This is a genomic window from Candidatus Brocadia sapporoensis (assembly GCF_001753675.2).
Classification (GTDB): domain Bacteria; phylum Planctomycetota; class Brocadiia; order Brocadiales; family Brocadiaceae; genus Brocadia; species Brocadia sapporoensis.
This window is the reverse complement of the sequence record NZ_MJUW02000080.1, coordinates 1-19,558: the sequence shown is the minus strand read 5'-3', so window position 1 is coordinate 19,558 and position 19,558 is coordinate 1. Positions and strand designations below refer to the sequence as shown.

General features: G+C 41.1%; 18 protein-coding genes and 2 tRNA genes. 9 read left to right on the top strand and 11 right to left on the bottom strand.

What is annotated here, in order from left to right; genetic code table 11:
* Positions 1–177: 177 nt before the first annotated feature.
* Entirely contained in the window at positions 178–351 is a 174-nt protein-coding gene (locus BIY37_RS13460; RefSeq protein ID WP_179129325.1) for a hypothetical protein, read from the bottom strand.
* A gap of 318 nt (positions 352–669) precedes the next feature.
* Here BIY37_RS13460 and BIY37_RS07210 point away from each other — a divergent pair, with 318 nt between their 5' ends.
* The 3 genes from BIY37_RS07210 (at position 670) to BIY37_RS07200 (ending at position 2,423) form a co-directional block, all read left to right on the top strand.
* The gene (locus tag BIY37_RS07210; protein ID WP_070067159.1) at positions 670–897 is read left to right on the top strand and encodes a helix-turn-helix domain-containing protein; all 228 of its coding nucleotides are present in this window, start codon (positions 670–672) and stop codon (positions 895–897) included.
* Between the two features lie 179 nt (positions 898–1,076).
* A complete protein-coding gene (locus BIY37_RS07205; protein ID WP_070067158.1) occupies positions 1,077–1,604 on the top strand; it encodes a chemotaxis protein CheX in 528 nt (175 codons plus the stop codon).
* 306 nt (positions 1,605–1,910) lie between these two features.
* The gene (locus BIY37_RS07200; RefSeq protein ID WP_070067157.1) at positions 1,911–2,423 is read left to right on the top strand and encodes a chemotaxis protein CheW; all 513 of its coding nucleotides are present in this window, start codon (positions 1,911–1,913) and stop codon (positions 2,421–2,423) included.
* Here the strand turns inward: BIY37_RS07200 and BIY37_RS07195 are convergent.
* The 7 genes from BIY37_RS07195 to BIY37_RS07160 all read right to left on the bottom strand — a co-directional run bounded on the left by BIY37_RS07195 (position 2,389) and on the right by BIY37_RS07160 (position 10,027).
* Positions 2,389–3,798, bottom strand: coding sequence for a cobyrinic acid a,c-diamide synthase CobB (locus BIY37_RS07195; RefSeq protein WP_070067156.1), 1,410 nt, complete (start codon positions 3,796–3,798; stop codon positions 2,389–2,391). The two genes, BIY37_RS07200 and BIY37_RS07195, sit on opposite strands and share 35 nt — an antisense overlap.
* Positions 3,799–3,834: 36 nt before the next feature.
* Complete coding sequence (locus BIY37_RS07190) at positions 3,835–4,617, bottom strand: hypothetical protein (protein WP_143299205.1); 783 nt, start codon at positions 4,615–4,617, stop codon at positions 3,835–3,837.
* 181 nt (positions 4,618–4,798) lie between these two features.
* A complete protein-coding gene (locus tag BIY37_RS07180; RefSeq protein WP_070067153.1) occupies positions 4,799–5,596 on the bottom strand; it encodes an energy-coupling factor transporter transmembrane component T family protein in 798 nt (265 codons plus the stop codon).
* A complete protein-coding gene (locus BIY37_RS07175) occupies positions 5,572–6,531 on the bottom strand; it encodes a cobalamin biosynthesis protein (protein ID WP_179129324.1) in 960 nt (319 codons plus the stop codon). Before BIY37_RS07175 ends, BIY37_RS07180 begins: the two co-directional genes overlap by 25 nt.
* 214 nt (positions 6,532–6,745) lie before the next feature.
* A complete protein-coding gene (dnaK, locus tag BIY37_RS07170; RefSeq protein WP_070067152.1) occupies positions 6,746–8,602 on the bottom strand; it encodes a molecular chaperone DnaK in 1,857 nt (618 codons plus the stop codon).
* 3 nt (positions 8,603–8,605) lie between these two features.
* Positions 8,606–9,217, bottom strand: coding sequence for a nucleotide exchange factor GrpE (locus BIY37_RS07165; protein WP_070067151.1), 612 nt, complete (start codon positions 9,215–9,217; stop codon positions 8,606–8,608).
* 114 nt (positions 9,218–9,331) lie between these two features.
* Positions 9,332–10,027: a metallophosphoesterase family protein gene (locus tag BIY37_RS07160; protein WP_070067150.1), complete on the bottom strand. Its 696-nt coding sequence runs from the start codon at positions 10,025–10,027 to the stop codon at positions 9,332–9,334.
* 158 nt (positions 10,028–10,185) lie between these two features.
* Here BIY37_RS07160 and BIY37_RS07155 point away from each other — a divergent pair, with 158 nt between their 5' ends.
* The gene (locus BIY37_RS07155; RefSeq protein ID WP_070067149.1) at positions 10,186–11,601 is read left to right on the top strand and encodes an NAD-dependent malic enzyme; all 1,416 of its coding nucleotides are present in this window, start codon (positions 10,186–10,188) and stop codon (positions 11,599–11,601) included.
* A 149-nt stretch (positions 11,602–11,750) separates the two neighbouring features.
* On the opposite strand, the gene BIY37_RS07150 is transcribed toward BIY37_RS07155, so the two are convergent.
* The 3 genes from BIY37_RS07150 to BIY37_RS07140 form a co-directional block, all read right to left on the bottom strand.
* Positions 11,751–12,947, bottom strand: a complete 1,197-nt coding sequence (locus tag BIY37_RS07150) for a glycosyltransferase (protein ID WP_070067148.1) — start codon at positions 12,945–12,947, stop codon at positions 11,751–11,753.
* Positions 12,948–12,966: 19 nt separating this feature from the next.
* Positions 12,967–15,084 (bottom strand): thioredoxin domain-containing protein, encoded by a 2,118-nt coding sequence (locus tag BIY37_RS07145; protein WP_070067185.1) that lies wholly within the window; start codon positions 15,082–15,084, stop codon positions 12,967–12,969.
* A gap of 558 nt (positions 15,085–15,642) precedes the next feature.
* A complete protein-coding gene (locus BIY37_RS07140) occupies positions 15,643–15,969 on the bottom strand; it encodes a carboxymuconolactone decarboxylase family protein (protein ID WP_070067184.1) in 327 nt (108 codons plus the stop codon).
* Between the two features lie 563 nt (positions 15,970–16,532).
* On the opposite strand from BIY37_RS07140, the gene BIY37_RS07135 reads away from it, so the two are divergent.
* The 5 genes from BIY37_RS07135 (at position 16,533) to BIY37_RS07115 (ending at position 19,522) form a co-directional block, all read left to right on the top strand.
* Positions 16,533–16,609 (top strand) — tRNA-Arg (locus tag BIY37_RS07135).
* A gap of 41 nt (positions 16,610–16,650) precedes the next feature.
* A tRNA-His gene (locus BIY37_RS07130) sits at positions 16,651–16,727 on the top strand.
* 700 nt (positions 16,728–17,427) lie between these two features.
* The gene (locus BIY37_RS07125) at positions 17,428–18,300 is read left to right on the top strand and encodes a branched-chain amino acid ABC transporter permease (protein WP_070067147.1); all 873 of its coding nucleotides are present in this window, start codon (positions 17,428–17,430) and stop codon (positions 18,298–18,300) included.
* On the top strand, positions 18,297–19,172 hold the full coding sequence (locus BIY37_RS07120; RefSeq protein WP_080324924.1) for a branched-chain amino acid ABC transporter permease: 876 nt from the start codon (positions 18,297–18,299) through the stop codon (positions 19,170–19,172). Before BIY37_RS07125 ends, BIY37_RS07120 begins: the two co-directional genes overlap by 4 nt.
* 2 nt (positions 19,173–19,174) lie before the next feature.
* Entirely contained in the window at positions 19,175–19,522 is a 348-nt protein-coding gene (locus BIY37_RS07115; RefSeq protein ID WP_070067146.1) for an ATP-binding cassette domain-containing protein, read from the top strand.
* The last annotated feature ends 36 nt before the right edge of the window (positions 19,523–19,558 follow it).

Genomic DNA, 19,558 nt, shown 5'->3' with positions numbered 1-19,558 from the left:
GTGTTCCACGGTACTCTCTTATTATCAGAAAATCCTTCATCTTCAAGCTGTGCAATATTATCATTTATAAATAATTCTCTTTTTGCCTGTAAAACCAAAATAACAGGTTACAACGTTCCTTACAAGAGCCCGTTTTAATTCACGCAGTCCAAATGCCAGTTGCCTTTTGGACAGGGCTTAGGTTTTTTTCAAATTTTTTTTGAACTTCCCATTAAATTTCGGTTTTGACAACGTCGCCTGATATTTCAACACTTCATCGATAACATACCCTGTCACCCATCTTCTTAAAACCCATCTGAAATCAGCACGATGAGACTTCTGAGCAGACACGGTTTGTTGTGTATCTTTCATAGTATATACCCGGTTTCCAATAAAACGGTTTGCTGTCATTGCTCCGGCCCAGGATATTAAGACACATGGTCTTTTCTTGTTGATTCCCACAAGAGCTTTCTGAAAATGAAGAAATCAAGTCATCAAACAAGAAAGACAGGAATTCTGTCTTCAAAAAGATATAAATTCTCATGGCTTCGATTGGTTGTAATTAACAATCTTACCAAAACATGCCTCATGATAAGTCAATTTTTTTACATTAATAATTATTCTGTTATTCCGATAATGGAAAGTAATACTTGCAACAGAAAGACATCGGATGCAAAGAGGTAAATATTTATGAAAAATCGAAATATTCTAACAATTAAGCAAGTAGCGGAATATCTGAAAATAAGTCCTCGTACGGTATATAAATTAGTGAAAGAGGAAGCGATTCCGTCTTTTAAAATAATGAATATGTGGAGGTTTGAGCAATCCATGATTGATCAGTGGATCAGAGAGAAAACAGAAAGTAAATATTTTACCTTTAACGGTATTGAGGATGAGAGCCGTGTAAACAATCGATGATCCTGAAGACATAAGAATGAATATTCAAAGAAATGATTTACTGGCAGAAACATTCTTTTAAACAGGAAACAGATGGGAAGATCGCTGGAACGCGATATCCAATAACGTTGACTTAATCTTGCATGACTGGAAAATGCCTATTATAACATGGACAGATTCTGAAAAGGAGCTAAAGTACCATGGCACCTGATAGTATGATGGAAAATATTGCATTAGATATTGCTGAGTCCACGAAGATCTTGTTTGAAACGATGGTGATGCTGGATTTACAGCATACAGCGTCCTTTCTGACTGATGATAACCATATTAAAACTGACATTATTGGTATGGTAAGTTTTACCGGAAAATATTATGGAGTTATTGCCTTATTTTGCTCTCAAAAGTTCTCGTTAAAAATCGCATCAAACTTACTCATGACAGAAGTAACTCAGTTAACCATGGAAGTAAAAGATGCTATTGGTGAGATCGCAAAAATGATTGCAGACACGGTAAGGATGAAGATTAGCGCTTATTACGGTGACATGCATCTCTCCGTTCCCGTTGTAATTACCGGGGGGAGTATTTCAATTACGGCAATCAACGATTATCCAGCAATATCTGATGCGACACTTTCATGTTTTAGCAGCGATCCCTGGCTCATAATGCCTTTTACCTCACATAATGAAAAATTTAATATCGGTTTGTTATTGAAGGAATCAAACAAATAGGCTTCATTTTAAAGAGTATTCCATGGAAATACTTGTACAACAAATGACATCTTGATTCGAGTCTGAAAAAATCCTGGCGGGCACATTCCCTTGAACATACGCCGACTGTAACAAACTGAAAAAGAATTCTTTCTGACAAATCTGATATTGCGGAGTGCAACATTGATTGCTTTTATTCATGCGTCCAGTATCTGTTCTTGAATATATCAAATTATTAGCATATCGTTAAATTAACAATTACGTGAAAGGTGAGAAACAATAACCTTTTCAAGACATACAGTCGCTCGTACTCAAAAGGAGTACCCTATGCAAAACGCCATAAATCTAGGTAAAAAAATTAAAAACCAAACTGCATTACAGCATGAAGGAAAATATTTAATCTTTATTTTGTGTGGTAAGGAGTATGGTATTAAAATTTTAAAGGTAAGCGAAATTATAGGAACTATGGACATAACACCAGTGTCGCAATCATCTAAGTATATGAAAGGCGTCATTAATCTTCGCGGCAAGATTTTACCTGTGATGGATTTGAGAACAAAGCTAGGATTTCAAGATGCGGATGATATAAAAGAAAAATTTATCATTGTCGTTGAAGTAAGGGACAAACTTGCAGGTGTCATTGTAGATGCGGTATCAGAAGTGCTTAATATTCATGATGAGGATCTCCAGCCAGCACCAGATATAGCAGAAGGCATTAAAAGCACAATGCTTTTAGGTATGGTAAAGATAAAGAAAAAGGTAAGATTTCTCTTTGACATTGACAGGATATTAAACGTTGAAGAGATTAAGATGGTCGAGAGTGCGATTTGTGCAAGGTAATTGTTGACAAATATTGTTGAGCCAATCGGGGAAAGGCCAAGAAATGTATATGACTGTAAGAACCAAGTACGCGGTCAGTGATTAGACCATCTTGCTTCGGCAAAGTATCACCATATTTAGATACCTCATATGCATATTGTGTTTTTGATGATACCTGCAAAGATGACCAGTGAAATTCGTGTGCTTTAAATATGTCACCTTTATTGCATAGTATAGTATCGTGAATTGCTCTTATCGTCACATAACCTAATCCCTGACGTTTATTTTCCATCCTTGTAGTACCCTTTAATATTCCACACATCTCATGGATATTATTTTTAAAATCAATCAGTTTCTCGAGTAAATACATCATTCCTCCGCATTCTCCGTATATGACTGCTCCATCACGGTGCGCCTTCCGAATCGATTCCTTCATGGCGATATTTGATGCGAGCCTGGAGGCATATAATTCCGGGAAACCACCTCCAAGATACAGACCATCGATGTCGTCAGGCAGACGTTTGTCATATATCGGGCTAAAATACATTAGCTTAGCCCCAAATAATTCAAGAAGATCAAGGTTGTCCTGATAATAAAAATTAAATGCCTCGTCAACAGCTATAGCAATCCGGCAGGGGAACCGTTCATTGACCTGACAAAATACCGTCCGCTCATAGGCTGGAAGATTCTTTGAGGAGAACACAATACTGATTAATTTGTCAATGTCTACGGTAGCCGACAACAAATATCCGATTTTTTTGTATGCAGATTTTGAAATCTCCTGCTCAACCGATGGTATCAAACCCAGATGACGCTCCGGCAGCATTATCTCTTCATGAAAGGGAAGGTACCCCAATACCGGGATTCCCGTATGGTCTTCGATAGATTTTTTTATAGAAGCGTAATGTCTTTCCGTTCTGATTCTGTTTAAGATTATCCCCGTGATTTCTACCTCTTTGTCAAAGTTTTTATATCCCAAAGCAATCGCACCTGCACTGCGCGATAATCCCTTTACGTCCATTACCAGCACAACGGAGGCATTCAATATTTTGGCGAGATGTGCTGTACTTCCAAGTTCTGTCCCATTCAGACAGCCATCATACAATCCCATCACTCCTTCAATTACTGCGATGTTTGCTCCCCTAAAGGCGTGTTCAAATAATTCCAGACACACATCCCGGTCCATAAGCCATGTATCTAGATTGCGGGAAGGTCTTTCGGTAATGGCTGTATGATGTGAAGGATCAATATAATCAGGTCCAACTTTAAAGCCCTGAACCTGATTGCCTTTGTCTTTTAAAACGGACATCAAGCCAAGAGTAATTGTTGTTTTGCCAACACCACTGTGGGTTCCAGCAATCACTATTCTTGGACAATAATCTGAAACGTGTTTCATGGGACTAACATCCAATACGGTAATCGATTGCTCCTCTTATTTCCTTGATGTGGCACTTTCATTCTCAATTGCACGCTCCAATCGGTTTTGCCATTTACTGCCATAATGTTTTTCCAGCCAACTTTCAATATGTCCCTGCCAAAGATTATATGCCTGTTTTATACTTTCAATCCTTGGATGCACTTTAGAAGTGTACAAAACACATGCTAGCTTTGGCACCTCCAAAAGAAAATATTCTGAGGGTTTTTCATTCCAGGCAGCACTAATTTTAAATACATTTTCACAAAGATTTAATTTCCTTCGTATCTCTTCCGTTGCAAACCCGGGGGCGATTTTTTTAAGTAGTTTGTGATCGTCCCTTATTGCAAAATATAAATGAAAGATCTGTTTATGTTTCAAAGCAATGTAGTCTGTTGGTGCAAGGTATTCATTATAAATGCAGGGAGCAGGAACATCATGCATAAAACTATCTGCCTTGTCGGGAAACTCCTTACAGGGATACGGACGGCACTTCTTGCCAAAGATACCGCATCGTAACAATACCTTAATAGCGGGACCTGCTGGTGTGTTAAATTCTTTTAAATAAAATTCCAGACATTTACACGGATTATACACAATATCCTTCGCCTGAAGGGCGGTATAAAGCAACTTGATACCATAAGACGCATTCCTTCGTTTCAGAAATATCTTTGATATGCCCAGATGAGTTTGATCTCTGGGTATGCTCATAAAACAACATATTCCATCGGCACAGAGGTCGTTAACGAAATCAATATTCTTACTGCAAGCAACGATACCGGAACCTGTTTTCATGATCATACCCTCTCATTTTCAACGAAGACTCTAATTACCCTGCCTAGAACTGACTTGGCTGAAGGATGGATCGCCCTGAATAATAGGGGGAAAAACGGATCATCAGAATTCTGAAATATCATTCCTCTCCTTCGCCTGATTATTTTCTCGTTTTGTTCAGGAGTCAGATAATTTTGGTTTGAAATCATTAAAACCTACACCATATGTGGGCATTCCTTCTTTGCACACATTCTATTTTGTAAACAAGGCCAGAAGCAATGCATAGTAAAGAAGCAATTATACACGTTACAAATACTATATCCAGAGATGAGATTTTAAAATCTATCACGTGGGGTATTTCTTTTTGAAACCTGCGATAGGCCGCAGACTCATATCTTTTTTCAAGCCGTTCATGTGTCCTGGTACTTAACATTCCTGCCACAAATCCAAGAACTCGAGACGGGATTCTGTACTGAGATCCAATAAACCATCGATAACTAACCTGCAACTGCTGCGCCGCCTTGTATAAGGATACAAAAAGACAACGATGAATAAAGGACACCAGCAAAATCAGAAAACGTGGCAGACGAAACAATTCTAACCCCCTAATAAAATTTGAAAAAGTTGTCGTTGATGAGGCAATTATGAGTAAAAGAAATGACAAGCTCGACTTGACAACAATGTTGAGAAATGCTAAAGCGCCCCTATTCGTGATCTCTAATTTCCAATAACCTATTTTCATTGACCAGCAGACAAATCCTTCCTTTACAAAAGGCACAAACATCGCAATGAAAAATATACACGGAATCAAAATGGACATTTTTTTAACAATTTGTCCTGGTGTAATCCGCGAGAGCAATACTATTGCCAGTAATACCAGAAAATAGAGTTCAAAATCTTTGAAACGGGTAATGGGGGTCAGGATTATGCAACTGATGATTGCAAGAAATGATATAATTTTTGAACGTGGATCAAGGATTTCTAAAATACCAGATATTTTATGCACAAAATAACCCCAATTCCACAGAACAAAAATAAAACAGACATAACTCGGAGGATTTTTACAGCATGATCAATCGACTTCAGAGTTAATTGATTCTGAGCATCCCCTATTAGGGGTTTTTCTATGATCTCACCCTGATAACTGCTGGGCCCCCCTAGCTGGACTCCCAACGCCCCTGCCATCGCAGCCTCAGGAATACCGCTATTAGGGCTTTCGTGCTTACGGCCGTCACGAAAAGTGGTCCGCAAAGATCTTAAAAAACCATAACCGCAGAGAAATGAGGAGAGAGGAATCAACACGGCGCTCATTCTCGCCGGGATATAATTGACTACGTCATCAAAACGCGCGGATGCCCAGCCGAAGCGGATATATTTCTCGTTCTTGTATCCCACCATAGAATCCAGGGTATTTACGGCTTTATAAGTCATTGCTCCCGCAGGCCCTCCCAGGAAGGAATAAAACAATGGTGACACAACGCCGTCGACGCTACCCTCTGCAACGGTTTCCACACATGCTCTTATTATTTGTTCTTCGGTAAGATGTGCTGTATCCCTGCCTACAATCCGTGACAAGGTTTGCCTGGCTTTTATTAAATCATTTTCTTTGAGAGCCGTCATAACCTTCTTTGCTTCATCAGCAAGGCTCTTTATAGAAATTGCAAAATAAATACAAACAGCGCCGGTTACAATTTCACAAAAAAAACCGCCCTGTTTTGCAATGGACATTACGCAAAAAAATGTCAGATACGTCCACAGTACAACAAACATGGTTAACAAAATTCCACTGATACGTTCCGGAAGAGAGAGTCTTCGCAATGCTAATTCTGTTTGCCCTATAAATCTTCCAATAAGTCGAACCGGGTGATATGACCATTGAGGATCGCCTATGACGATGTCTATGAGAAAAGCCACCGCAATCTGAATAAGATTAACATGCAAGGCGAAAATCATAGTGAGGGAAGGTAAGACAATCAAAAAAAGAGCCAGAAACCAAAATTCAGCATTCAGAAAAGGTATTACCACGTCAATACACAATATGAATTTCTATTCTGAATTCTGAACTTTGGCGGCTGACACTTTAAAAAGATAGTACGAAGTTATCTATTCATTTTTAAACGTTCGATTCACAAAGAAGGTACAACCGATTTAAAACCTATTCTTTCACTTCATAATCTGCATCGATTATTTCATCATCTTTGTTCCCTTTTTTCTTCTTCTCTTCTTCTCCAGACGGAGGTGGAGGAGGCTGTTCTCCTTGCTTGGCGGATTGCTCATATACTTTTGCACTGATTTCGTGCAAGGCACTGGTTAAAGCATCCATCTTTTGCTGCATGTCTTTTTCATCTTCCGTTTTAATCGATTCCCTTAAATCCTTAATTGCAGACTCAATCTTTTGCTTCTGAGATGCCTCGACCTTGCTGGCTACGTCTTTGAGGGTCTTTTCCGCGCTATAAGCCAGATTATCTGCCTTATTTTTCGTTTCAGCCCTTTCTTTTGCCCGTTTATCCTGGTCTGCATATTCCTGAGACTGCTTAACCATACGGTCAATTTCTTCCTTATTTAATTTGGTCGACGCCGTAATAGTAATCTTTTGCTCATTTCCTGTCCCGAGGTCTTTTGCATGGACATTAATGATACCATTGGCGTCGATATCGAATGACACCTCAACCTGGGGAACGCCTCTCGGTGCAGGTGGGATGCCGGATAAATGAAATCTTCCCAGGGTTACATTATCCCTGGCCATTGACCTTTCGCCCTGAAGAACATGCACTTCTACACTTGTCTGATTATCCTCTGCCGTTGTAAATACCTGACTTTTTTTCGTTGGGATCGTGGTATTCCTTTCAATCAAATGAGTAAACACACCACCAAGGGTTTCTATTCCAAGTGACAGAGGAGTTACATCAAGAAGAACGAGGTCCTTGACTTCTCCTGACAAAACTCCAGCCTGTATCGCAGCACCCATAGCTACACACTCCATGGGATCAACGCCCCGTTCTATCTTTTTACCAACATAATCTTCCACAAATTTCTGAACAATAGGCATCCGGGTTGGTCCCCCCACCAAAATGATTTTGTGAATGTCATTTGGCGTTAATTTGGCATCCTTTAATGCCTGTTCAATCGAATGACCACAACGATCGACAATCGGTGATACCAATTGTTCTAATTTTGCCCTGGTTATGGCATGGGTAAAGTGTTTTGGTCCCGAGGCATCCGCGGTAAGAAAGGGGAGATTAATATCCGTAGTCAAAGTTGTAGAAAGTTCGATCTTGGCCTTTTCTCCCGCTTCGCGCAATCTTTGCATAGCCATTTTGTCATTTTTGAGATCGATTCCATATTCCTTCTTGAACTCAGACACCAGGTAATCAACAATGGCGTTATCCATATCCGTGCCACCCAATTGAGTATCGCCACTTGTCGATACCACCTCAAAAACTCCCTGACCAAAATCCATAATAGTACAATCAAGGGTACCTCCTCCCAAATCGAACACCAGAATTTTTTGGGATTCTTCAACCTTATCCAACCCATACGCCAACGATGCAGCTGTTGGTTCATTTATGATACGGACAACATCCAATCCTGCAATAGTCCCAGCATCTTTCGTGGCTTGCCTTTGATTGTCATTGAAATACGCCGGAACCGTGATTACTGCCTTTTCAACCCGCTCCCCAAGAAATGCCTCAGCATCCTGCTTTATCTTTTGGAGGATAAACGCTGAAATTTGCTGTGGAGTGAAGGTTTTCCCACGAATCGTAACTTTGTAATCAGTCCCCATCTTTCTCTTAATTGCATAAATAGTACCATCCGGATTGCTCACAGCCTGCCTCCTCGCGGGTTCACCCACCAATTTTTCACCGTCTTTGGTGAAGGCGACATACGAAGGAAATGCCTTTCCCCCAATGGTTGCGCCTTCTGCGCTAGGAATAATCGTGGGTTTGCCGCCGATCAAAACGGATGCAGCGGAGTTACTTGTTCCTAAGTCTATGCCAATAATCTTTGCCATTTCTTAACCTCCTTTATCCTCTTCTGACTTCTCTGAATTCTGTGTATTTTCCGGTATCGCCGATTTCTGAGACACTACCACTTTTGCGGCTCTTAACACAAAGTTATTTAATAGATAACCTCTCTGGATCTCATCCAATACAGTATCTTCAGGTACCTCATCGTTGACCTTTTGCATCACGACCTCATGCTTATAAACATCTAAAGGTAAACCCACAGAAGGTATTGGTTCCAGACCTTCTGATTTTAAGATACGTGAAAATTCCTTGTAAATCATTTTAATCCCTTCAATGAAATCATTTTCTTTTGTATCCGTTTTTGTAGAAACTGCCTTTCCTAAACTTTCATACATATCCAAAAGTTTTTTAATGAGTGATTCTGCAGCGGTACGTTCGATTGTTTGCCGTTCTTTTGCAGTCCATTTTTTATAGTTTTCAAAATCTGCTGTCAGGCGCCGTATCGAGTCCTGAAGTTCGGCGATTCTTTTTTTATTTACTTCAAGCTCCTGTTTTAAAGATTGAATTATCAATTGTTGTTCTGTAAATAACACCTCGGAGGACCGCACAACTTCCATTTTTTCAGATGGATTGTCACCCATTTCTGTTCCATTTGACATAGCGATCTTACCCTAAATAATCTTTTTGAAATGAAACCTTCGTAAACTTATTTTACAAATTTATTTATTATACAATAATTAAAATCTCTGTCAACGAATTGCTGAAAAAATCAGTTATATTCCGCCTTCTCTTAAAATCTTTGCTAGTACGGAAATAAGATGAGGGGGAATTTCGGTCTCATGCAATCCTTTTATTGTTGCTTCGATATCATAACGAACCCGTTTTATTTCGATACGGCCGTCCTCCCATATTGCGTACGATGCCATAGGCACGCCATCTCGCGGCTGCCCGACACTTCCCGGGTTTACAATGGTAACGCCATGAATCACACGCATCATGGGCAAGTGAGTGTGTCCGAGAAAGACGACATCGGCAGAAATATCCTTTAATTCAGACTCCCATTGCTTATCGGAAACCTCTGGCCTAAGATATTTATAAATGTCTCCACCTGGCGATCCGTGTGATAATAAAAATTTCTTTCCTTCTCTCTCTATAAGTGACGTTATGGGTAAATTCCCAAGATAGTCTTTTTCCTCAGCACTTAAAACAGTTTTCGTAAATACTTTCCCGGCATTACTGAGTTCCTGATACTTTACGGAGCATCCACAATCCATGTTTCTGCCAATGGCATTATCGTGATTCCCACGAACTACGGTATTGGTTAAACCTCTAATCCTTTCGATACAGCGATCGGGATAGGGACCGTAATTCACAATATCCCCAAGACAAAAAATCATATCGGCACGTTCTGATACTGCTTCTAACGCCGCAAGATTACCATGAATGTCTGAAATAACCAGTATCTTCATATACGGTACCGTTCACCACTCAATATAAATAGTTAGTAAAATTCCATATTATACTGATATAATATGGGCAATCAAGTGCCATCTAATACCCTTGAACCACTCGGCGCGTTGAGGAAATCGTACGCATGCCCGGGCTATAACTAGGAGGTGACATATTTATGAGGATTGTAGAAAATCTTGTGACGTTTCGTTTAAAGCTCAATAATTCACCAGGTACCCTGGGCAAGGTGCTTACGGCCATCGGTACGTCGGGTGGAAGCATGGGTAATATTCAAATTGTTAAAGTCGACAAGGATTGTAAAATCAGGGATCTGGCTGTTTATGTAAGCGCCGACGAACAAGTCAAAGAAATCATGAATTCACTTTTGACTCTTGGAAAAAACCTTGTTGAGGTTATTTCTGTTAAAGACAAGGTCTTTGAACTCCACGAAAAGGGAAAGATTTACATAAGTAACCGCATTAGCATCACAACCTTTGATGACCTTTCGCGGGTATATACGCCAGGGGTAGCCAAGGTATGCATGGCAATTCATGAACATCCTGAACTGGCAAGAGAATATACGATAACCAGGAATACCGTTGCCGTTGTTACGGACGGCACGGCAATCCTGGGATTAGGTGATATTGGTCCCGTAGCCGGAATGCCTGTTATGGAAGGCAAAGCAATGTTGTTCAAGGCATTCGGCAATATCGACGCATTTCCCATTTTGCTGAATACCAAAGATACTGATGAAATCGTTAAGACCGTGGTAAACATTTCTCCCACGTTTGGTGGAATAAATCTCGAGGACATCGCCGCCCCCCGGTGTTTTGAGATCGAGCGGCGGCTGAAGGAAATCTTACCGATTCCCGTCTTTCATGACGATCAGCATGGCACTGCCGTTGTCTGTCTCGCTGGTCTCATTAACGCTTTAAAAGTGGTAAAAAAATCAATGGAAACTATTTCCGTCGTCATCAGTGGCGCCGGCGCTGCAGGAATTTCAATAGCGCATATGCTTATACATGCTGGAATAAAGGACATTGTGGTCTGTGACACTTCTGGCATCATTTACAAAGGGAGAAAGGCTAATATGAATCCGGCGAAAGAAGTACTTGCACGGATCACAAATCCAAAAAATGAACAAGGAACAATTTCTGACGCAATAAGAGAAAAAGATGTTTTTATTGGCGTCTCCGGGCCCAATACGATTACAAAAGATATGGTAAAAACGATGCAAAAGGATTCTATCGTGTTTGCCATGGCAAATCCTGATCCGGAAATAGAACCTGAGTCAATCGAGGGCATTACAAGGATAATTGCTACCGGACGCTCAGATTATCATAATCAGATCAATAATGTGCTGTGTTTCCCCGGTCTCTTCCGTGGGGCATTGGATAGCGGGGCAACGACAATTAATGACACTATGAATATGGCCGCAGCCTATGCCATTGCACATGCTATTGAGGAAGAGCATCTCTCCGAGGATTACATTATACCAAGTGTATTCAATGAAAAAGTGCATACGGATGTGGCTAAGGCAGTGGCGGATGCGGCTATAAAAACTGGTGTGGCAAGACGAAATATATTTTCGTGAATACCCACAAAAAAACGACTTACGGGATATGAAGGCCTGGTTTTCTTGAAATGATTTTTTGATCTTTGGCGTTTTAATGAACCTTTATGACAGGCTCTGTAATTTTGCCCTCTCTCTTAATTATGGCGGATTGCGCTATTTTATACGACTTAAAAGATGTTGTTCGCAGACATATTGTTTTTTACAGATTCGTTCTGTTTGTCTTTTTTTCTGCGGCTTCCCCGCCATTCTCGGCGGTTCAAAATAAAATTTATGGCAGAAGATACGGTCATTGCCTGGTACAAAAAGCCTGCAACGGGTAACGAGAATATCCTCACCTTGTTCAGATTAAAAAAACGAATGGTGGGCAGATAGGTAAAAGACATGGATACCAGGGCAATACCAGAGGGTACCATTATGGCGGTTTTACCTGTTGCTGAAATACCTATCCCAACTACGGGAGATACAAATAAGATAAACAAGCCGATTACCGTTCCCAATAATAGAAACCATGAATAGTGCAACTGCGCAAAAGCGTTACGGGCAACCATATTCCAAATCTCATGAAGCTTAAAATACGGACGAATACTGACTGCCGATTTTGTCAATGAAAGTGAAATCGGCATACCGGCTCGTTTAACTCTTACCGCAAGAGCAATATCGTCAATCCATGCTTCGCAGTAGCTGGCTATCCCTCCTATTGCATTCAATGCCTTTCGTGAGACAAGGATACATCCACCAGCAGCAGCTGATGTTCCGGACCGTATATTTTTTACTTCTGTAAAAGGATAAAGAAAATGAAAGAAATAAACAAATGCAGGAATAAGGAATTGCGCCCAAAATCCACGGGTATCCAGGAGTACCATTAATGAAACTAGTTCCCGTTGCTCTGCTATTGCCTTTGCTACCAATCCCTGCCACAGATGCGGGTTGTGGTAAATATCTGCATCGGTAAACAACAACCATTCGCCGGATGAAATCCTTACCCCTTGCTCAAGTGCCCAGAGTTTTCCACTCCATCCGGATGGAGTCGGACTACCGTCAAGGACTTGAACCTTACCATTTGCCGGTGCTGAAATTTCCCTGGCACATTCTGCTGTGCCATCACTCGATTCATCGTCTATCAGAATAATTTCTGAGTCCGGATAGCTTTGTTTTAACCAGGAAGGCATTGTTATGGGAAGAGATGAACTCTCATTCCGCGCTGGTATAATGACGGACAACGTCGGCAATGGTCGAATCATTACCGGTAATTCATCGGTGATATCCCAGCGTTCAGAGATGCGCCAGCGTTTCGGAATAAAGAGCAATACGAGCCAGACAATTGCAGAGACGGTAACAATGTAGAATGCAATATAACTATTCATGATAGAGAAACAAATTGTTTTAAGGTGCCTCCAAAAGGTGTATGATTTTATCTATATCACAAATTGGCGCCTTACAAGCATAGTTTTCACAGATGTAAGCAGTGGCTTTGTTGTCGATGGGTTTTTGTTCTTTCACGAATGGCGCAATTTCTTCCAGAATTTTGTCTTTTTGAGAACGGAGCAACAATATCTGTCGCGGCAGAAACCGCTTTCCTATCGCCGTAAGTATCTGCTCCGTGTCTTTCTGATTTGGCTCTCCGGCAATGACAATCTCTTTTGTCGGCCCCAGAGAAAAATCCAAGGCGCACAGAAATTGAGTATAGCCTGCTGGATACTGTCGTATCGTTTCTCCAAAGGTTTTTATAATTTGTTCCGCCATTTTTTCCAGAGTCTGATTTCCCGTCATCCGTCCCAAACGAAATAGATTGAGAAAGGCAACGGAGTTTCCAGAAGGAGTTGCACCGTCGTAAACTTCTTTAGTTTGGGCAATCAGTTGTTCGTTCTTCTTACCGCTAAAGAAAAAGCCCCCCCCTTTTTCATCCCAGAAATTTTCAATCATAATCTTGTTTATCTCTAATGCCATTTTCAGGTATTTTGTCTCAAACGTGACCTCGTAAAGGTCAATCAGACCCCAGACAAAATAGGCATAGTCGTCCAGATATCCTGGAATTGCGGACTCACCCAGACGATGTCGCCTTAACAATGATCCGTTGTGATCACGCAAGGTATCCAAAATAAAGTTGACTGCACGCACTGCCGGCTGTATATACCCTGGTTCGTTTAATGCCCGTGCACCTTTGGCAAACGCAGCAATCATTAAACCATTCCATGAGGTAAGCACCTTGTCATCTTTGTGAGGATGAATGCGCTTCTCCCGAACGGCAAAAAGTTTTTCCCGGGATGTACGTAATATTTCCTGGAGTTTATCCGGACTGATGCCCTCCAGTTTGGCAAAGGCATCAAACGGCTTATCAACATGCAGGATGTTCTTTCCTTCAAAATTGCCTTCATCGGAGACGTCGTAATAATCACAAAAAATCTTCCCGTCTTTTTCACCTAAAATCTTTACGATCTCATCAGGAGTCCATACATAATACTTACCCTCAACCCCTTCGCTGTCTGCGTCCTCTGCAGAATAAAAGCCACCGTCCGGGGAAGTCATATCCCTTAAAACATACCGGAAGATGTCTTTTACGATGTCAGCATAATATGTTTTTCCTGCGGCCTGATATGCCTCAGTATAAGCGATGGCTAATAATGCCTGGTCGTAAAGCATTTTTTCAAAATGAGGGATAAGCCAGTATTCGTCCGTAGAATACCGGTGAAACCCGCCTCCCAACTGATCGTATATGCCACCCCGGCTCATCCGCTCCAGAGTTTTTTCTACCATATCCAACGCGGGAGGGGTGTTGCTTCGTTTCCACCACCGAAGGAGAAAAGTATAATTATGAGGGGTAGGAAACTTGGGTGATGAACCAAATCCACCATAAATGTTATCAAAGGTGTCTCTTAACTGTTCATAGGCAAGCTTCATTATCTCACTGGTTAAAAGTCCACCTGGCGTTGTGGGGACCATGGATTGTATAACCTTCGTCACCTGTTCGCCCGATGCAATAGTGCTTTCCGCATTGGTTTTCCATAAATCGGAAATCTTTTTGAGAATCGCAATAAACCCGGGGTTTCCATACCGTTCCGTTTTGGGAAAATAGGTACCGGCATAAAATGGCTTTCTCTCCTGTGTCAAAAAGATATTGAGAGGCCAACCACCGCTGCCGGTTATGGCCTGGCAAACGGCCATATACACATTATCTATATCTGGCCGTTCTTCCCGGTCAACCTTAATCGACACGAAGTTTTCGTTCAATAGTTTTGCAACTTCTTCATCCTCAAAAGATTCGGATTCCATGACGTGACACCAGTGGCAGGTCGAATAACCAATAGAAAGGAAGATGGGTTTGTTTTCCCTGATAGCTTTCTGAAATGCCTCTTCACCCCAGGGATACCAGTCAACAGGATTATATGCATGTTGCTGCAGGTATGGGCTTTTTTCATGGATCAAGCGATTCGGTTTTCTTTTCTGAGAAGCTTTCGTGTCCGGTTGGGTCGCAGACGGAACGCTGCCATTATTTGGATTCATATCGTTAAAGACACATCCTTTCATAAAAATTGCAAGGATAATAGTTCGGATAGGAACGCTATAGATACTGAAGGTAAAAATCTGAAAAATCTTACCCATCAAGAATTCGTTTACAAACATTTATTCGTTAACCGAAATGAGCTTTGCTCATAATGTTGAATCAACCATTTGCTTTATTTTTTCAATGTTGCGGTGTGTAAAACATATCGACAAGAGGGTTATGCTGCACTAGATCATATTCGCCCCATGCACCACAAACGTAGTATCCACCAGCCTACTATATAGTATTGAATTTTTCCTCAACCATTCAGCTCTTTGAAAAGGCAACGCTATTCCTTTGTAGTCCGGGTAAGGCGGAAGACAAACCACCCGTGTTGCATTTTTTGTTTTGTGCGAATTATCCGTAAATGCACGGTTTTTCAAAGAGCTGTACACAGCGTCATTAATCAGATACGAACATGTCATTCCCGCGGAAGCGGGAATCCAGAAAAATACTGGATTCCGGGTCAATCCCGGAATGACTGGCAGGTGTAAACTTATGTCGCTAGGTATAAATTGTTACATTTTCTCGTTGTTTATAATATCTTCAGCCCAACTTAACGCCGCAACAACCGTTGGAAATCCAACGGTACTGGTAAGAAGAAGGATTGCATGATGTATTGCTTCCGGGGTTACTCCTATCTCAAGCGCCCGTCTTACATGGCTGTGTACGGCGCCTTCTGAATGAGCCGTTACCGCTGCTGCAAGTTGAATCAGATGCGCAGTCTTTTCATCCAGAGGGCCTTCCTGTTTTACAACCTTACCAAGCTCCTCGACCGCGTTGAAATATTTTTCATGCTTCTCTTTAATCCGGAGATACTGTTGGGGCAATTTTCCCTTCGACATAATCTCTCTTCCTTTCACAAAAAGACAACAATTCAGTTTTTTGAAAAATCCCGGTAACATTCAAGTTGTTGCACTTCATATAAGATAATGCGGTTGCTCGAATCAAACACACCCTCAGCCCCTCTTTTAAGAGTGGAGAGCAAGAGTCCCCTATAAAAAGAGGGGATTTAGGGATGTGTCACAATGCAGCAGATGTTTCGTCTCTTACCGTACATATGAAATGCAGGGGGAAATTCCTTTCAAAAAGCTAAACGGTTACGAAAAATGATATTGGCAATGTATAACACCCCCCGATAATGCAATAATTATAGCATGCGTTCCATAAAAGTGCATGACAAATAATTGTAACGTCATCTTTGATAACGAGAATTCGTGCCGTATAAAAAGCATTGTTTAAATCCTGTACGCGCAACCATTACAAAATCAGGTAATAGTTCTTTATCTTAAAAGGAATCGATAGCCTTGTACTTTTATTTGCAAGCCGGTGATGTTTTTTTCTCTTGCAAAGACACATAATTTTGTTATAAATAGAAAAAATTATGTTTATAAGATAGTAATTATTTGCGCCAGTAGCTCAGTTGGATAGAGCATCGGATTTCTAATCCGGCGGTCGAGGGTTCAAGTCCTTCCTGGCGCGCCATATGAAAATATTCCGTTTATCTTGCACAGTCCAATGTTGTGGTGAGCGTAGCTCAGTTGGATAGAGCATTAGACTGTGGCTCTAAGGGTCGCGGGTTCGAATCCCGTCGCTCACCCCAAATAATCTCCTGCAGGTCAAAGACTTTGTGTTTTTGACCTGCAAAGAAATAACATCCTCAAACTATTCCCAAAACGTTCCCCTCATATTTTCTTTGACACAGAATTTTATCTTATTTCAGTTTGACTCAGCACCGTCCGTCTAGAAAATTGCGCGATGCAGGCATCACGAAAAATGCTGCGCATCTTTTATCCTCAGGACGAAAAACAAAACCTACCTTATAACGGTGACTTTCTTTTATTGTTATAGGTTTCGTAATCTTCGTTAGGCTCCTTTTTCCTGTCTTCAATAGATTTTATATCTGATAAGTCCTCAAACAATTCCTCCAGCCGGTTAAGTTCTACGATCTCAATAAGTGCCGCTTCCTTACGTCCATGATCGTCGATAATATATTGCGTAACCTTTACGGGTTCATTTTCTTGCTTCTCACCAAAGTAAATTGTATCAGTCCACCCCCCTCCCCTATCCCCTCCCGCCAGGGGCGGGGAAAAACACTTCCTCCCCCCCGATGGGGGAGGTCAGGTGGGGGTGCTAAACTATTACAGTAAACCCATTAAAAGGCATTCACGAATGCATCTACAAAATCAGACTCGTCTTGATGCCATAGGCAATAAATTTTACAGGAAAATATTTTATGGATATTTTTAGGATATTTATTATTATGTCTCCGTGTTATAATTCCCCCCTAAAAGGAAAACATTATGATACTTCAACTTATAGCAAACGGGATAATCACAGGAAGCCTTATTTCGATCATGGCAATAGGTTTTGGTGTAATCTACAGCACAACCAATTTTTTCCATATTGCCTATGGCGCTGTGTATACGGTGGCAGCTTATTTACTGTACGCCCTACTTTCCTGGCACTTACCATTTGCTATTTCAATAATCCTTGCGATTATCTTGACTATTGTTGCCGGTATTTTGATTGAATTCCTTGTTTACAAACCATTACATGAAAAAAGAGCCTCACACGGAATTTATTTAATTAGTTCCCTGGGTGTTTATATACTAATAATTAATATAATTGCACTCATATTTGGTAATGAAACCAAACTCCTGTCATATGAGATTGGAGCTAGTGTCCATCTTGGTGGAATTATTCTTACGAAAATACAGGTCGTACAATTTTTCACGTTTCTTATATTGGCCATACTTTCCCTATTTTTTATGCACTATACAAGGATAGGAAAAACAATCCAGGCAATGGGCTGTAATGCACGCCTTTTGGAATTCCGTGGTGTAAATTTACAAAAGATGCGATTCATTGTTTTTGCGATAGGCTCATTCTTTGCCAGTATAGCAGCAATTTTAACTGGTCTGGACGTTGGCCTAGACCCCTATATGGGTATGATGCCGCTACTTAATGCAGTAACGGCTGTAATACTCGGTGGAGTTAAGCGGATTGAAGGAACAATTGCAGGCGCCTTCTTTATTGGCATGTCCCAAAATCTCGTGGTATGGTATTTCTCCGGACGTTGGGAAAGTGTGGTTACGTTTTCCGTCTTAATAGTATTTTTTCTTTACCAATCAGGCGGTGTTTTGAAGATGAAAAAGAGGGCAGAAGAGCTATGAATTACGCATTTCACCTGCTCATTATGATTGAAATCTACGCTATATTAGCATTGTCCCTCAACCTGGTTGTTGGTTATACCGGACTTCTTTCCTTGTCTCATGCAGCATTTTATGGATTAGGGGCGTACGCTTCCGCTCTCCTCATGATGCATGCCGGGCTTAATTTCTTTCCATCTCTTGCATTCGCAGTATTCATTACCGCTATCTTTTCCCTTTGCATTGGATATACTTCTTTAAAACTCAGGGGAGATTATTTTGCAATATCCTCTTTTGCCTTTCAGGTCATTATCTTTGGCATCCTCTACAATTGGGTTGGTCTTACAAGAGGGCCGTATGGAATAGTCGGGATTCCAAGGCCAGGCCTTTTCGGTTTCAAAGTTGATACGTTACCGGAATTTTTTGTATTCACTACTAATATAACAGTGCTGGTAATCTATTTTAAATATAGCCTTTATAAATCCCCTTTTTGCACGGTACTAAAAGCCATACGGGAAGAAGAACAAGCGGTCGTTTCCATGGGAAAGAATGTTGTCAGATTTAAAATTCTTGCCTTTGTAATCAGCGGTGGTGTCGCAGCAATTGCAGGCGGATTATACGCCGTCTATATAACATACATTGATCCCACCAGCTTCACCCTTGATGAATCGATATTCATCCTTGCAATTGTCCTCATAGGCGGGACTGGCAATTTTAAAGGCCCTATTGTTGGCGTATTGTTCATGTTACTCATCCCGGAATTCCTCCGTTTCGTTGGTTTGCCTGATTCAATAGCGCATAACCTCAGACAGATTATTTATGCCTTGATACTGATCTTGCTTGCAAGATTTCGTCCCTGGGGTATCGCGGGAGATAAGGAACTCGGGAGTGTTTAAAGATGGATGAAATTTTAGTGTTAAATAAGGTATCAAAGTCTTTTAATGGAATTATGGCGGTAAAGAACGTCTGCCTCTCCATAAAAAAAGGAGAAATCGTTGGACTCATCGGCCCTAACGGTGCGGGTAAAACAACCCTTTTCAACCTTATTACGAAAACTAACCATATCAGGCCAGATTCGGATGAAATATTCTATAACTCTCGTAAAATGAATGGGCTATCCGACTACCAAGTCGCCCGGATGGGAATTGGCAGGCTCTTCCAGGATGTTAAAATTTGGGGCAGCCTGACCGTGATAGATCATCTCCTCGTAGCACAATCCGATGCCACCCCTCTGTGTCAATATTAGTTGGACACTTTACCCCATAGAGTTTAGTGTAGGGCG